The organism is Methylocella sp. (genome assembly GCA_037200525.1).
Classification (GTDB): Bacteria; Pseudomonadota; Alphaproteobacteria; order Rhizobiales; family Beijerinckiaceae; genus Methylocapsa.
The window spans coordinates 792321-807165 of sequence record JBBCGG010000001.1 but is presented as its reverse complement, the minus strand read 5'-3'; the positions used below and the strand labels follow the sequence as shown (position 1 = coordinate 807165).

At 62.4% G+C, this 14845-nt stretch carries 13 protein-coding genes; 4 read left to right on the top strand and 9 right to left on the bottom strand.

Annotated features, from left to right (window positions below):
- Positions 1–8: 8 nt before the first annotated feature.
- From WDN46_03745 to WDN46_03725, 5 genes are all read right to left on the bottom strand, one after another.
- A complete protein-coding gene (locus tag WDN46_03745; GenBank protein MEJ0092559.1) occupies positions 9–716 on the bottom strand; it encodes an RlmE family RNA methyltransferase in 708 nt (235 codons plus the stop codon).
- On the bottom strand, positions 713–1912 hold the full coding sequence (locus WDN46_03740) for a Ppx/GppA phosphatase family protein (GenBank protein MEJ0092558.1): 1200 nt from the start codon (positions 1910–1912) through the stop codon (positions 713–715). Before WDN46_03740 ends, WDN46_03745 begins: the two co-directional genes overlap by 4 nt.
- A gap of 115 nt (positions 1913–2027) precedes the next feature.
- Positions 2028–4061: a caspase family protein gene (locus tag WDN46_03735; GenBank protein ID MEJ0092557.1), complete on the bottom strand. Its 2034-nt coding sequence runs from the start codon at positions 4059–4061 to the stop codon at positions 2028–2030.
- Positions 4062–4154: 93 nt separating this feature from the next.
- The gene (locus WDN46_03730; protein MEJ0092556.1) at positions 4155–4709 is read right to left on the bottom strand and encodes a uracil-DNA glycosylase family protein; all 555 of its coding nucleotides are present in this window, start codon (positions 4707–4709) and stop codon (positions 4155–4157) included.
- A gap of 76 nt (positions 4710–4785) precedes the next feature.
- Positions 4786–5529 (bottom strand): MBL fold metallo-hydrolase, encoded by a 744-nt coding sequence (locus tag WDN46_03725; GenBank protein ID MEJ0092555.1) that lies wholly within the window; start codon positions 5527–5529, stop codon positions 4786–4788.
- A 517-nt stretch (positions 5530–6046) separates the two neighbouring features.
- On the opposite strand from WDN46_03725, the gene WDN46_03720 reads away from it, so the two are divergent.
- Complete coding sequence (locus WDN46_03720; GenBank protein ID MEJ0092554.1) at positions 6047–7600, top strand: HAMP domain-containing sensor histidine kinase; 1554 nt, start codon at positions 6047–6049, stop codon at positions 7598–7600.
- 192 nt (positions 7601–7792) lie between these two features.
- A complete protein-coding gene (locus WDN46_03715; GenBank protein MEJ0092553.1) occupies positions 7793–9361 on the top strand; it encodes a peptidase S10 in 1569 nt (522 codons plus the stop codon).
- 24 nt (positions 9362–9385) lie between these two features.
- Here WDN46_03715 and cobT read toward each other — a convergent pair whose 3' ends face one another.
- Entirely contained in the window at positions 9386–10408 is a 1023-nt protein-coding gene (cobT, locus tag WDN46_03710) for a nicotinate-nucleotide--dimethylbenzimidazole phosphoribosyltransferase (GenBank protein ID MEJ0092552.1), read from the bottom strand.
- A 116-nt stretch (positions 10409–10524) separates the two neighbouring features.
- Here cobT and WDN46_03705 point away from each other — a divergent pair, with 116 nt between their 5' ends.
- Positions 10525–10941, top strand: coding sequence for a hypothetical protein (locus WDN46_03705; protein ID MEJ0092551.1), 417 nt, complete (start codon positions 10525–10527; stop codon positions 10939–10941).
- Between the two features lie 100 nt (positions 10942–11041).
- The gene (gene cobS / locus WDN46_03700; protein ID MEJ0092550.1) at positions 11042–11830 is read left to right on the top strand and encodes an adenosylcobinamide-GDP ribazoletransferase; all 789 of its coding nucleotides are present in this window, start codon (positions 11042–11044) and stop codon (positions 11828–11830) included.
- Positions 11831–11850: 20 nt separating this feature from the next.
- On the opposite strand, the gene WDN46_03695 is transcribed toward cobS, so the two are convergent.
- From WDN46_03695 to surE, 3 genes are all read right to left on the bottom strand, one after another.
- Entirely contained in the window at positions 11851–13056 is a 1206-nt protein-coding gene (locus WDN46_03695) for a peptidoglycan DD-metalloendopeptidase family protein (protein ID MEJ0092549.1), read from the bottom strand.
- 192 nt (positions 13057–13248) lie between these two features.
- Positions 13249–13869, bottom strand: coding sequence for a methyltransferase domain-containing protein (locus WDN46_03690; GenBank protein ID MEJ0092548.1), 621 nt, complete (start codon positions 13867–13869; stop codon positions 13249–13251).
- A 98-nt stretch (positions 13870–13967) separates the two neighbouring features.
- Positions 13968–14729 (bottom strand): 5'/3'-nucleotidase SurE, encoded by a 762-nt coding sequence (gene surE / locus WDN46_03685; GenBank protein MEJ0092547.1) that lies wholly within the window; start codon positions 14727–14729, stop codon positions 13968–13970.
- Positions 14730–14845 lie beyond the last annotated feature (116 nt).

The following is a 14845-nucleotide window of genomic DNA, read 5'->3' as shown; positions in this document are numbered from 1 at the left end:
CGCCGCAATCAGGCTTCGCTTGTCCCGCAGAAGCCGGTTGCGAGAACGTAAAGCTCTGACGAATCAGCGCGACTCGCCTGCGGCTTTACGTGCCGCACCACCGCAAAATCGCGCTTCAGCCGCATGAGAAGCTCGCTTTCCGTCCCGCCCTGAAAGACCTTGGCGAGAAAAGCGCCTCCAGGCGCCAGCGCGTCGCAAGCAAAATCGGCCGCGAGTTCGACTAGACCGATGATCCGCAAATGATCCGTCTTCTTGTGCCCCGTCGTATTCGCGGCCATGTCCGAGAGCACGACATCCGCCTTGCGGCCGAGCCACTCGGTCAGCAGCCTCGGGGCTTCCTCATCCAGAAAATCCATCACCCTGAATTCGGCGCCTGGCATCGGCTCGATCTCGAGCAGGTCGATGCCGATGATTCTGCCTCTGCCGTCGGCGGCCCCGATCTGAAGCGCCGCCACTTGCGACCAGCCGCCGGGGGCGGCCCCAAGATCGATGATTTTCTGGCCTGGCTTTAGAAAATGGTAACGTTCGTCGATCTCCAGCAGCTTGAACGCCGCGCGGGATCTGAAGCCTTCCCTCTTGGCGCGCGCCACATAAGGATCATTGAGCTGCCGTTGCAGCCACAACGTCGAGGAGAGCGAGCGCTTGTTCGCGGTCTTGACGCGCGTTTTCAGCGAGCGACCGCCCTCCCGACCCGAGGTCGTCTTCGGCTCGGTCATCGGCGAGCTCGCGGAACAGCCCGGTCCGCGCTGATCAATTGCATCAATATGCCCTCTCGCAACCCGCGATCGGCAATCCGCACCCGATCGGCGGGAAAAGCGCGCCGGATGGCTTCGAGGATCGCGCAGCCGGCGATAACGAGATCGGCGCGCCCGATCCCGATGCAGCCGTTCGTCGCACGCTCCTCATAGGTCATTTTCCGCAAGGACGCCACGGCGCCGTTCACTTCGTCGCTCGACATCCATAAACCGTCGACGCGGCGGCGATCGTAGCGAGACAGGCCGAGAAAAACGCCGGCGATCGTCGTCACCGTACCCGATGTGCCAAGGAGGTGGAAGTTCTCGCAGCGACGCTCCGCGCCGACCATCACGACGAAGTTCGCCAGTTCGCCGGAGACATGGTCGACCATCGCATTGAATGTCGCATCGGACACTTCGAGGCCGCCGAATTTTTCCGCCAAAGTCACGACGCCGAGTTTCAGCGAAACCCAGAAACGGACCCTTTCGCGGAGCGCCAGATCGGCGGCGCGTCCCGCGACCCCGTTGGGCCGGCCAAGCCAGACGATTTCAGAAGATCCGCCGCCGATATCAAACAAGACCACGCCGGAGGCTGACGAATCGGCGAGCGAGGCGGAACCCGCAGCCGCCAGATGCGCCTCCGTCTCGCGATCGACAATCTCGAGTTCGAGGCCAATATCCCGCTGCACTCTTTTGAGGAATTCGGGCCCGTTTTCCGCAGACCGGCAGGCCTCGGTCGCGATCAGCCGCGCCCGCGTGACGCCCCGGTCGCACATTTTACGATGGCATATCTCAAGAGCGTCGAGCGTCCGTTCAATGGCGGCCGTACTTAGGGTGTGCGTTCGCGACAGCCCTTCACCCAACCTCACGATCCTGGAAAACGAGTCGATGACGCGAAATTCGGAACTCGGAGCGCCTGTCGAGGACGCGCGCGCGATCAGCAACCGGCAATTGTTGGTGCCAAGATCGAGCGCGGCATAGACGTGCTCCTGACCTTGAGATTTTCCTTTTCCCGGCCGCCGCGGCGGGGCGAAGGCAGCTTGCTTTGCGACTCCTCCGACGTGGCTCGCAGCGATAATGGGATCCTGAAGAAGCCCGGCGGGGCCGCCCGCTTGATCGCGGAGGCTAGGGGGAGGGACGGGGCTCAAGCGGCTCGCGGCCACCTCCGTGCTTTCCATTCATTCGCACTCCCAATGCGTTGCGCGCGCCGCTACGGCATGTAGTGAGTGTAACAATCGCTTGACCAAACGCCAAGAGCCGCCGCGGGCGGGCGCGGCAGCTTCGGTTCGGGCTTTACTCGGGCCGGTGCTGCTCTTCTCCCGGCTTTGGCCGAGCTGGCTTTTCTTGAGCCGCGCCGGGTTGCGGCCGCACATGCTGGTCCGGCTTCTCTTGGCGCAATTCCTGCGCCCGCGGCGCGGGCCTATCCTCGTGGACTTGCGGTTGCGCGGTTGGAGCAGGCTTGGACCGCTCCTCCGGGGCGCTCGGACGAGCCTCAGGCGAGGCAGGCGGCGCGACTTTTATCGCTGCAGGAGGCGGCGCAGCCGGCCTTGGCGCAATCTGAGGAGCGGCGACCGGCGCCGAAGCCCCAGGCTGCGGCTTAACCGGAATGCCAACGGGGCCTCCGCCCTGCCCGACGGCCGGATGTTCGTTTCGCGGCGCAACGGCGGGCGCGCCGTCGCCTCGCGGCGGGACATGATTTGGCTCAACCGCGCCATTTGCCGGCGGGCTCCCTACAGCCGGGGCGACGCCGGGTTTGCCGATCGGCGCCGGCGCCGGCGCAGCGGGGACTCCTCCTGGCCCGACGTTCGGGCGTCCCGTCGGCGATGCGGCCGGGGGCACGCCATTGCCTTGAGGCAGCGCATGGTTCAGCTGGCCGCCGCCCGCTGGTGGAATGACCGTCGCTGGATTTTGCGCGCCGGGCCCCGCGCCGACCGGTCCTTGCTGGCCGAAATTTTGCTGGGTGAAGACGCCGGGCCGACCATTTGGATGCGCGTATGGCAGCGGAATTGGAGCGGGGATCGGCAAAAAGCCCGGATGCGGCGGCAGCGGCGGCGGCGGCAGACTGATGAATTCCCTCGGCGGCGGCGGGAGGAAATAGATCGGCGGCGGCGGTGGCGGCGGGTAGTCATTGGAATAGAAGACGACGACCGGCCGATCGATAATTTCGTATTCCACCTGCGGCGGCGGCGGCAATCCTCCGAAATCATAGACGTCGAAACGCGGCGGCGGTTCAACTGGCGCAGTAAGCAGGGCCAGGCGTCGACGCGCATCGAACACATGCGGTCCATGCGGATAGCGCTGCATATAGCTCCAATATGCGTCCGGCGTATTCGCGAAATAGGTGCGGCGCCAGGTTAAGGCCTCGCGCCGCGCCGCCAGCAGCGCACGCACGCGACGCGCTAGGGGGTCATTTGGATAGACGGTGAGAAATTCCTCATAGCCTTCGAAGGTGTCGCGCTGGAGGGCGGCGGCATAGGCCTCTCCGGGAGAAAATGAGTTGATCGGCCGCGACTCCAAGGCGGCATAGCTTTGCGCTGCGCCCTGCGCCGGCGCATTTGGCGCGCCCTCAAGCAAGACGATCGGCGGCGCGATCTTCGAGGCATCCCATGGCGTGAAGGCGCCGCGGGTCAACTGGTCGACGCGCAGGCGGGCTCGGGAAAAAATCTCATCAAGCGACGCGCCGCCCGCGCGCAGCATTTCCGCCAGCGCCTGCGCATAGGCGCCATAGGGGCCGGGCTCGTTTGGCGCGATGGTTCCGGGGGCCGCGTTGAAAGCGTAAAGAGCGCCGGGATCGGCGTCGACGAGGGCGAGGCCGCCCGCGAGCTGACCGCCTTTGGCGAAATTATTCGCGCGCGCCGCATCGAGAACGACGATCCGCCCGCGCAACGGCAGGGCCGCGAGAGCGCGGGTAAAATCGGAGACGCGCACCGCCTGCAGCGGAATATCCGCATCTCGGGCTATGACCGCCCCGACCGGGGCGAAATAATTTTCGCCTTCATATTGGAGCCCCAGGCCGGAGAGATAGACGAAAGCAATCGCGTCGGGGCCTCCCTGCGCGGCCTTCTCCAGAAAATCGCGGAAAGCGCGGCGAAGCGCATCCTGATCGAGATTGGCCGCCCCCATCACGTCAAAGCCCGCCGCGCGCAGGCTGTCAGCTATGAGCCCGGCGTCATTGGCGGCGGTGGCCAAGGGTTCGGCGTATTGCGCGTCGCCGATCACAAGCGCGAAACGAGCCTCGCCGCCTTGCGCCGCCGCTGGACGCGAAAAGGACAGGGAGAAGGCCAAACTAAGGATAAACAGGCAGCCCGTGATCGATCTCAGCATCATCTCTCTCAATCGTCGGCCGGAACCGGAGTTAAGTCGGAACCGCCTTAGAGAGGGCCAATGTGGCTGAACCTTGTCTGAACGCCGGAGGAAAGTTCAGTCGATCAGGCGCGCCACCTCATCGCGCAGCATCGGCACAACCTCACTTTCGAACCACGGATTGCGTTTGATCCAGCCGCTGTTGCGCCAGGAAGGATGCGGCAATGCGATGATTTTTGGCGAGGAACCAGAAAGTTCCCGCCAGCGGCGGACGACTTCCTCCAGCCGCAGGCCCTTGGGCAAGGGTCGCCCCAGCCGTGCAAAATGATAATCCTGGGCGAAACGCCCGATCGCCAGAATGCATTCAATGCCCGGCAAGGCGGTGAATAGTTCGTCATGCCAGGTCGCGCGGCACTCGGGACGCGGCGGCAGATCGCCCTTGTCAGCGGTGTGGCCCGGAAAACAGAAACCCATTGGCGCGATCGCCACGCGCGACTCGTCATAGAAAACCTCGCGCGAGACATTCATCCATTGCCGCAGACGATCGCCTGACGGATCATTGAACGGCAATCCGCTCAAATGCACGCGGATGCCGGGGGCTTGACCCGCGACCAGCAGACGCGCCGTCGAGGAGACGCGCAACACGGGACGCGGCTCATGGGGCAGCGGCATTTTGCGCGGCGCTTCCACGCAAAGCTGGCAAGCCCTGATGCGATCGGTCAAAGCGGACAGGCTGGGTAGGGCTAAGTCAGAGCTCGAAAACTTGTCCGTCATAAGCGACCGTCAGCCCCGCCTGCTCCATCTCGGCGCGACGCGCCAAAGCCGAGTCGCCCATGTGGGTGAGAATCATCCGCTTGGCCGAAAAGCCTTGTAGATTAGCTCGAAGGGTTGGCCAATCGATATGATAAGGCGTCGGAGAGTCGCCGGAAGAGCATTCGCAAATAAAAAGATCCGCGCCGGCGGAGAGATCAAACAAGGTCGGCGTGAACGCAGTATCGCCCGAATAGGCGAAGACGCCGCCGCCGCCGGTAAGGCGCACCCCCGTCGACAATGCGCCGGAGGGGTGAAATGCGTCATAGGTCTGAAGGGTGAAGCCCGCACATTGGTTTTGGCGGCCAGGAACAATCTCCTCGGCGCTCCAGGGAAAACTCCAAGGCGTCTTGCTCGCCCCCGGAAAAAACAGCTCAAGCGCCGCATCCAGCCTCTTCTTAAAGCCAGGCGGCCCGATCAAAATTAGAGGCCGCGTTCGATGCCTGACGAATTGGCAATCGAACAGCAGGAAAGGCAAGCCGCCAAAATGATCGCCATGCAGGTGCGAAATTACAACAGCGTCAACGACATCGAACTGAAAGCCCAGCTTTTTCCACGACACGATGGAGCCGGCGCCAAAATCGACAAGCGCGACGCCGCTGTCGGCATCAATCCTGAAACAAGAATGGGCCCGTCCTCCCGAGCCAAAAGCATCCCCGCATCCAACAATAGTGACTTTCATAACCCGCCCTATCAACCAGCTCACAGTAACGTCTTTGTCGCGATAGAAACGCCCCATTTGTTTCTACTTCGTATCTATAGTTTTTTTTTCGCAGCAATGACTAAATTGATCAGAGCGATACAAATAAAACTACTAATTATCGAAGATCTTCAAAAGACGATTGATAACCTTCGGAAATTTTTGGACGAGTGCGGAAGAATCCTATCGCCGCCGGCCGCCGCAATATGTGCGCCAGCGCACCTTTACCGTTCGCGAGATCTCGTCGCGCAATATGGGGGCGGGGACGTTCTTTGCTTGGCAAGCCTTGCTCCAGCCCTAAATGTGAAGAATCCGGGGAAGCTGATGAGGCGGCGTTAATCTTTTTGCGGCACAAGTACGGGCTGACAAACCTGATCTACCAGCGATTTGAGCATGATCTTCGAAATATCGCAAATTTTTCGACAAAATCATGCGTTGAATCAGACGTATAGCTGAGCATGGCCAAAACCGATCATGCCCTGGAGCGGCCTTCCCCAAGATGACAGAAGTCACCGCAAACATGATTGCAAGGGGGTCCGCGGCCAATGCGGATGTCGCCGCGAAACGGCGAGGCTTTGGGCTGACGTTTCGCAAGGCGCAGGAAGCGGGGCTCGCCTGCGCAAATCGCGATTTCGATCTCGCTTTGCTCAAACTTTTCGCCAATGGGCGGCAATCGTCCGCCCTCGCCATGGCCGCGCTCAGCGTGGTCTTCGCCGTGATCGCCTTGGTCTGGGCGCCAGCCGACGCCATCTTTATCTGGTTGAGCCTCAATCTCACAGCCTTGGGCCTTACGCACCAGCTCGCCCGCAGATTCCTGCGCGGACCCGTCTCAAACGCCGCAGCCGCTCGCTGGCGCCGCGATTTCGTCATCGCCGAAACGCTGCAGGGTTTTAGTTGGGCGATCATCATCTGCCTTGTCAGTCAGGCCGACGATCCCGCCACTCACGCTTGCGCATTGGTGATGATGCTGCTCGTCGTGGCCATAAATGCGACGATCACCGCCTCTGTGCCTGCCGCCGCGATCGGGGCTTTGGCGCCGATGACTCTGGCGATCGTGGCGCTGCTGCGCCCGACGAGCTTTACCGGCGGGACCTTGCCGCTTGCGGCTCTCGCCGGCGGCGCGCTGCTTTATTTTCTGCTCCTCGCCCGGAAATTGCGCGCCGCCTCCGTCGAAACTCTGTCTTTTCAGGCGGAGAAAGACGCATTGATCGCCGAGCTCGAACAATCCAAATCAAACAGCGATCTCGCGCGGCGGCGCGCCGAAGAGGCAAATCTCGCCAAATCCCGCTTTCTCGCCACGATGAGTCATGAGTTGCGCACGCCCCTCAACGCCATCCTTGGCTTTTCGGAAGTCATGAAAGGCGAGTTATTCGGATCGCATATTGTTGCGTCTTATCGGGAATATTCGAACGATATTCATTCGAGCGGCCAGCATCTCCTCAAGCTGATCAACGAAATTCTCGACCTGTCGCGGATCGAGGCCGGGCGTTTCGAACTCAAGGAGGAGCCCGTCGCGCTGGATCACGTCGTCGAGGACTGCCGCCATCTGCTGGCGCTCCGCGCGAAAAAGCGCAATATAATGTTGGAAGAGGCTGTCGAACCCAATTTGCCGCGCATCTGGGCCGACGAGCGCGCCGTCCGCCAGGTGACCCTGAACCTTCTTTCGAACGCCATCAAATTCACGCCTCCGGGCGGCGCGATCAAGATCAGGATCGGCTGGACGGCGAGCGGCGGCCAATATGTGGCTGTTCGCGATACGGGGCCGGGAATCCCCGAGGAAGAAATCCCGATCGTGATGTCCGCGTTCGGGCGCGGCGCGCTCGCCCAGAAAAACGCCGAGGAAGGCTCCGGCCTTGGTCTGCCTATCGTCAAGGGTCTTGTCGAACTGCACGGGGGCACCTTCACGCTGAAATCCAAACTTCAAGAGGGCACGGAAGTCATCGTGATTTTCCCGCCGACGCGAGTCATGGAGCCGGCGAGCGTCATAGAAACCGACTTTGGGGCCGCAAGAATCCGGCGGCCATCCCGACGAGAGCTACATCCGGCGGCTTAAACCCTCGCTTTACTCGAACCGGCACCGACGATCAGGCGCCAGCGAACCAAATTCCTCTCCATGCCATTTGCCCCAAAGCCTGATAATGGAGACAATATGCGATGCGCGTTGGGCGGCCTCGCCCCAATCGACAAATAGGCTCGCGGGATGGGTTTCATCGCGACCGCCAGGGCCAGAGGGAGAAAAGCCATCGTGTCGCTACCCTTGACGAGCGCCGCCTCGCGCCTGCGAACTGCCCTGCTGGGCGCGGTGCTCATTGGTTTTGTCTCGGCTTCCACCTTCAGCGCCGCCGACGAGGCTGCGCAGAAAGCCCCGAGCTCGCCAAACGCCTCCGAGGAAGCCACAACGGCAGGCCCCGCAACGACGACCCCGCCGCATCCGTTGCCGCCGGCGGCGACAACCTCCCACGTCGTCGAGCTGCCAGGACGCAGCCTACGCTTCAAGGCGATCGCCGGCGCGATCCGACTGAGCGACGCCCAGAGCGCCGAACCGCAAGCCGATGTCGCTTATGCGGCTTTTCTCCTGGAAGGCGCGGACGCCGGCAAACGCCCGATCACATTCGTGGTCAACGGAGGTCCGGGCGCGAGTTCGGCGTGGCTCGATCTCGGCGCTATGGGGCCGTGGCGGCTAAAGCTCGACGGCTCGCCGCAATCGCCTTCCGAGCCTCCGATCGCCATAGACAATGCGGAAACCTGGCTCGATTTCACCGATCTCGTGTTCATCGACCCACCCGGAACCGGCTATAGCCGCCTGCTCGGCAAAGGCGATGCTGCGCGTCATCATTTCTATTCGGTCGCCGGCGACATTGAGGCGCTCGCCGTCGTGATCCGCAAATGGCTCGGCGCAAACAAACGCTTGGAAAGCCCGAAATTCATCGTCGGCGAAAGCTATGGGGGCTTTCGCGCGCCAAAACTCGCGCGCCAATTGCAAGATAAGGAAGGCGTCGGCGTCGAAGGCCTAGTGCTGATTTCGCCGGTGCTCGATTTCGGTTGGTTCGAGGGCGCCAATAATCCGATGACTTACGTGACGCGTCTGCCCTCGCAGGCGGCGGCCGCGCGGGATCCCGACAAGGGGGCCTCGCGTGCGGATCTCGCCGACGTCGAAGCTTATGCGGCGGGCCCTTACCTCGAAGATCTTCTGCGCGGCGAGCGCGATCCGGCGGCGTTGGCTCGAATTGCGGAGAAAGTCGCAGGCTTCGCCGGCCTCGATCCGGCTTTAGTGCGCCAACTTGGAGGGCGGATCGATCTGGCAAGTTTTGCTCGCGAGCGCAGCCGCGCCGCGGGCAAGATTTCCAGCCTTTATGATGCCGACATCAGCGGCTTCGATCCGGCGCCTTTGTCAGCGTCGAGCGAGTATTCCGACCCGGTTCTCGACGCAATCAAAACGCCGCTGGCGAGCGCCATGGCCGATATCACCGCCAATAAGCTCGGCTGGCCGATCGATGCGCGCTACGAAATCCTCAATGAAAGCGTCAATCACCAATGGGACTGGAGCAGCGGTCGAGGCCGCGCCGAGGCGCTCGGCGACCTGGAGCGCGCGCTCGCGATCGACCCGCATCTGCGCGTTCTCATCGCGCATGGGCTGACCGATCAGGTGACGCCCTATTTCGCCTCTAAACTGCTTATCGATCAAATTCCGCCGATGGGCGACCCGAGCCGCGTGCAACTGAAGGTCTATAGCGGCGGCCACATGCTTTATCTGCGCGACAAATCCCGCGCCGCCCTGCGCGAGGATGCGCGCAGCCTAATCGAGGGAAAATAGATTTTCCCTCGACGCTGACGAAATCTACTTCACCTTGCCTGCAACCTGAGCCTCGGCGAAGGTCGCCATGTCCTTATGGCAGGCGAGAGCTGCTTGCATGATCCCGACGGCGAGCGCCGCGCCGGAGCCTTCGCCGAGCCTTAGCCCAAGATCGAGCAAGGGCTGCTTGCCAAGACGCCGCAAAACCTCGCCGTGCGCGCCTTCGGCCGAAACATGAGCAGCGAGGCAGTGATCAAGGGTCGCCGGATCAAGCGCATGGAGAATGGCGGCTGCGGCGCAGACGACATAACCATCAAGGACCACTGGAATGTTCTGCATGCGCGCCGCCATGATCGCGCCCGCCATCGCCGCGACCTCGCGTCCGCCCAAACGCCGCATCAGCTCTAAAGGATCGGCGAGATAGGGCTTATGGAGATTGACGGCTCCCTCCACGGCTGCGATTTTCCGCGCGAGGCCGCTCTCGTCGACTCCCGTGCCGCGTCCCACCCAATCTTCCGCAGCGCCGCCGTAGAGGCCATGATAAATCGCAGCGGCGATGGTCGTGTTGCCGATTCCCATCTCGCCGACGCAAAGGAGATCGACCCCATCGGCGATCGCCTCCATGCCAAAGCCAAATGTCGCCGACGCCGCCACCGCTTCCATGGCGGGCTCTTCAGTAAAATCCTTCGTCGGAATATCGAGGGCGAGGTCGAAGACTTTCAATCCAACGCCGTTGATGGCGCAAATCTGATTGATTGCTGCGCCTCCAGCCGCGAAATTCTCGAGCATGGACCGGGTGACCGAGGCCGGATAGGCGGAGACGCCTTTCGCCACAACGCCGTGATTGGCGGCGAAAATCGCCACAAGCGGACGATCGATCGTCGGCTGCGGCTTGCCTTGCCAGGCCGCGAGGAAGGCGACGATATCCTCCAGCCGGCCAAGCGAGCCTTGCGGCTTGGTGAGCTCCGCCTGCCGCGTGCGCACCGCCGCGACCGAGGCCTCGGACGCTTGCGGCATGAGGGGGAGAAGATCACGGATTGCATCAAATGGCGAAGCTGCGGCGGACATGACAACCTAAAAGTTGGAGGAAAGAAAAAATCTTGAAGAATTTCGGGCGCCGCACAGTCCCGCTTCAGGCAAATGCAAGGCCTGAACGACACGCTAATGCAGTCTAGTGCGATTCAATGCAAGTCGGTCTGCTTCCCTCACCAGGACGCAAGGTCAAGCGTGCGACGCGGCAACTTGCCTCGCATCTGCGATATTGCGCTGCAACAACAAAGCGCTTACATTGCGGACAATCCGTTTTATTGGAGGAGATGACTCGAACTCACAACCTTGAATTGGAGATCGACGATATGATACGGAAACTTTCCCTGTTAGCCATTGGGTTTGCCGCCGTCGCGACGGCCAGCATCGCCATCGCCGCTCCCCTCTCCACCCCTAACAGCGGCGAGGCCCAGACGAGGCCGATTATGACGCCTGCTTCAACCTCGGATTCTTCCGATCGCGTCTATTGCTACAATGGCGTCACCGGCGATCAATCCAACCGTTATCGCGGCTGGGTGTGTCGGTCCGAACAGCAGGGCGGCAAGACCCGCTAAAATCCACAACTCTTGCGTGCAGCCCTAGACCTGCGAAAGCTCCCGAGCGAGCACTCGCAGCAAGCCTCGACAACAGTACCGCAATGAAGGATGAGAGGCGATGCGCTACGGCTCGTCGCTTCTCATCGATTTTCTGATTTGCCTGCGTTTTGCAACGCGGCTTCCGCTTCCATCGCTCAGCCGTGAAACCATGCCGCATAGCCTTGCGAGGTTTTCGCGCGCGGTTGGCCTGCTCCCGGCGGCCGGCGCCCTCCTCGGCGCGATCGCCGCAGGCGTCCTTGCAGCGGCGGCGCTTGCGTTTCCCGCGCTCCTTGCCGCGCCGCTCTCCATCGCAACCTTGATCCTGCTTAGCGGCGCTCTGCATGAAGACGGCCTCGCCGATTGCGCCGATGGTTTCGGCGGCGGTGCGACGCGCGAGCGCAAGCTCGAAATCATGCGAGACAGCCGAGTCGGCGCCTTCGGCGCTCTGGCTCTGGCCTTGTCGCTTTATATTCGCATCGTCGCGCTGGCTTTCATCGCTGCGCAAAGCGTTGCACTGGCGAGCGCAGTGCTGATCGGCGCGGCGGCTGCGTCGCGCTTTTCCGCTCTAATTCCCATGTTCGTGCTGCCTTCCGCCCGCGCGGAAGGAGCCGGCTTTTCGGCGGGGAGGCCTGAACCCCCGTCGTTCGGCCGCGCCGCCTGCCTCGCCGCTATCTTTGCGGCGACCCCGCTCTTAGCCGGCGCAAATCTCGGGAAGGCGACCCTGGGTCTTGCGGCAAGCGTCATTGCGGGGTTTGGGTGCAGCGCGCTCGCCAAGCGGCAGATTGGCGGCCAGACTGGCGACGTCGCCGGCGCCGCGCAGCAGATCAGCGAAATCGCCTTTTATCTCGTATTCGTCGCCCGTTTTTGACGAGGAATGCGGACCCCTTGTTACAGTCCCGCGAGATAGAGCGTCGGATCGACCGGCGTCGCGCCCTTGCGAAGCTCGAAATGCAACTGCGGCGTGGCGACATTGCCGCTCTGCCCCGACTTGGCGATGGTCTGACCGCGCTTGACCGTCTCGCCGCGCTTGACTTCAATGTCGCCATTATTGGCGTAGGCCGAGACAAAGCCGTTTGGATGGCGGATCAAGATGAGATTGCCATAGCCCTTTAGTTCGCTTCCGGCATAGGCGACAATCCCGCTCTCGGCGGCTTTGACCGAGGTGCCTTCCGGAACGGCGATGTTGATTCCGTCGTTGCCACCGGCCTTGAAGCCTTGAATGATGCGGCCTCGCGCCGGCCAGCGGAATTCCGGATTGGCTGAATCGCCGGCTTTGGCGGGTTCGGACGCAGCCTCCTCTGGCTCGGGCTTCTTCGTCTCGAGGACTGCGACTTCGACTTTCGACCCTTTCTGCGCATCCTGCTTCGTCACAGCCGCGGTTTTGACGGGCTGCGCCGCAGCCGCTGCCGCTTTGGGCGCAGCGACGGGCGCCTTTGCGGGCTCCTTGGCGGCGGCGAGTTTTTGCGCAGGCGCGGCGGTTTTGTTCGCCACGTGAGCTTGGTCAACTGCATTCGCCGGGGCTTTGCCCTTCAGCAGCTTGATTTGTTGGGCATGGGCGTCGGCGGCGACGCGCACTGGCGCACTCGGCGGCGCGGCGCTGGCGGTCGCGTGCGCAGCGCCAGTCGCGTTATACACAGGAATAATGACGCGCGCGCCGGGATGCAGCTGCGAAACGGATGCCAGCCCGTTTGCTTTCAGCAGGGCGTCCATTGGAATTCCATAGCGCTTGGCGATGATGTCGGCGTTTTCGCCATCGGCCAGCACAACCGGCGTGCCGCCCTCGGCAGACCAGCCCGCGACGGCCGTGGATGAGTGAACGGGCGCGGCGGCGACCCGAGCGCTCGGCGGCGCGGGCGAGGCCAAACTCGCCGCTGGCGGGGCCAGGGGGCGCGACTGCACCGGGGTGACGGGCGCGCTTTGGTTGATGCTCGCGGTCGGCGAAGGATCGGTCACCGCCGAGTTTTGGAAGGGGCTGCCGAAAGGATCGGTCAGCCGTTCGGAGTTCGCGCAGCCTGCGAGCATGCCCGCCGCCAGCCCCGTCAAAGCGAGCCGGAACGCGAAGCGTGAGTAATATACCGCAACCAAATGACTCATGACGCAGCCCACTGACGTAATAGCTATGTCTGCATTAAATGGGCCGCGAGTTAAGGGAGAGTTTAAGATGAACGAATATTCACAAAAAACCGTTCAAATTAAACTTAATGGAATCCTCGCCGATCTTCCTTCGGCCCTATGCTCGGGCGCGCAACGCGGCGGCAAACTGAGCCGCAAGGTTGAGCGCAGGCGCTAAAGCGCTTGAGACACGCCCGGCAGGATGGCTTGCAGCCTGCAAGGGCAAATCGGCGTCGCCTCCAAAGCATCCGTCTCATTGCGCGCAATGCGCACCACATGCTGATGCGCCGGAACATCGAGATCGGGACGGGCCATGACGATCACGCCATCGGGGGCGAGAACCGCGATGAGATTTTCGGGAAGTTCGGTGAGCGCGCCTTGCACGATCACCCGATCAAATGGGCCCGTCTGCGGCGAAACTGCAAGACCATCGCCCCAGGCGACGCCTGCGTTCATCACCCCAAGGCGCGCCAAGCGCTCGCCTGCCTCGATCGCAAGGCTCTGGAATCGCTCGACGGAGACGACTTCACGAGCGATTCGGGCAAGAAGAGCCGTCGCATAGCCGGAACCGGCGCCGATTTCGAGCACCCGATGATGCGGCAAAGGCGCCAGAACCTCGATCATGCGCGCGGCAAGCCAGGGTTCCGGCAAAGTCTGGCCGCAGCGCAGCGGCAGCGCGAGATCGCGGCGAGCCAGATCGGCATAGCGATGCGGCACGAAGATTTCACGCGGCACCATTTCCAGCGCACGCAGGACATTCACATCCCGAATGCCCCGGGCGCGCATAGCCAGCAAAAACGCCGCCTTCGCTTGCGCCGATGCGACGGCCTCATTGAAGAGCGGGGATTCGGCGGCTTGCGGTTCTCGCGGCCGCGCAGGCGGGCGGCGGCCGCTCAGCGCAAGGCCTGCGCGTAACGCGTAAGCGAGGGAGCATCGGTCAAATCAAGCCGCAATGGCGTGACCGAAATGCGCTTTTGGGCGATGGCTTCAATGTCAGTGCCTTGCCCCGGCGCGAATTCATTGCGGTCGAAGGCGATCCAATAATACGGATTGCCGCGCCCGTCCGCCCGCGCGTCGATCTTGGCCATATAACCGCGACGACCCTGTACGGTCACCGCAACGCCCTCGACTTCAGCCGCCGGGCAAGGGGGGAAATTCACATTGATGACGGTATGGGGCGCTATTCCCTCAGAAAGGATCTTATCGATGAGCGAAGGCCCATGGGTCTCGGCGCAGCTCCAGATCGCGCCCTCTCGCCCATGCAAAGAATTATAGGCCTGCGACAGAGCGATTGAAGGCGTTCCCAAAATTGCGCCCTCCATCGCGCCGGCGACCGTTCCGGAATAGATCACATCCTCGGCGACGTTCTGGCCGCAATTCACCCCTGACAGAACCACATCGGGCCTAGCCCCATCGAGAATCCGGCGGATCCCCATGATGACGCAGTCGGTCGGCGTGCCTTTCACGGCGTAGCGCCGCTCGGAAATTTTGCGCAGACGCAATGGATCGTTGAGCGACAACGAATGGGCGACGCCCGATTGGTCGGTTTCGGGCGCAACGACATAGACATCGTCCGAAAGTGCGCTGGCGATCCGCTCCAGCGCAGCAAGGCCCGGCGCGTGAATGCCGTCATCATTGGTGATAAGAATGCGCATCCAGCCCGGCTCCCGCACAACGCTTTATTATCGGCCTCGATGCACGGTTGATATGCCGGCAAAATCCGGAGGGGACGATCTCATGTGGCGACGGCAAGCCGATGACGGTCGCCGAT

What these genes read in the sequence shown, in the direction of transcription:
- WDN46_03745 (MEJ0092559.1), bottom strand. Translation starts at nt 716, where the DNA reads ATGACCGAGCCGAAGACGACCTCGGGTCGGGAGGGCGGTCGCTCGCTG.
- WDN46_03740 (MEJ0092558.1), bottom strand. Translation starts at nt 1,912, where the DNA reads ATGGAAAGCACGGAGGTGGCCGCGAGCCGCTTGAGCCCCGTCCCTCCC.
- WDN46_03735 (MEJ0092557.1), bottom strand. Translation starts at nt 4,061, where the DNA reads ATGATGCTGAGATCGATCACGGGCTGCCTGTTTATCCTTAGTTTGGCC.
- WDN46_03730 (MEJ0092556.1), bottom strand. Translation starts at nt 4,709, where the DNA reads ATGCCGCTGCCCCATGAGCCGCGTCCCGTGTTGCGCGTCTCCTCGACG.
- WDN46_03725 (MEJ0092555.1), bottom strand. Translation starts at nt 5,529, where the DNA reads ATGAAAGTCACTATTGTTGGATGCGGGGATGCTTTTGGCTCGGGAGGA.
- WDN46_03720 (MEJ0092554.1), top strand. Translation starts at nt 6,047, where the DNA reads ATGACAGAAGTCACCGCAAACATGATTGCAAGGGGGTCCGCGGCCAAT.
- cobT (MEJ0092552.1), bottom strand. Translation starts at nt 10,408, where the DNA reads ATGTCCGCCGCAGCTTCGCCATTTGATGCAATCCGTGATCTTCTCCCC.
- WDN46_03705 (MEJ0092551.1), top strand. Translation starts at nt 10,525, where the DNA reads ATGCAAGTCGGTCTGCTTCCCTCACCAGGACGCAAGGTCAAGCGTGCG.
- cobS (MEJ0092550.1), top strand. Translation starts at nt 11,042, where the DNA reads ATGCGCTACGGCTCGTCGCTTCTCATCGATTTTCTGATTTGCCTGCGT.
- WDN46_03695 (MEJ0092549.1), bottom strand. Translation starts at nt 13,056, where the DNA reads ATGAGTCATTTGGTTGCGGTATATTACTCACGCTTCGCGTTCCGGCTC.
- surE (MEJ0092547.1), bottom strand. Translation starts at nt 14,729, where the DNA reads ATGCGCATTCTTATCACCAATGATGACGGCATTCACGCGCCGGGCCTT.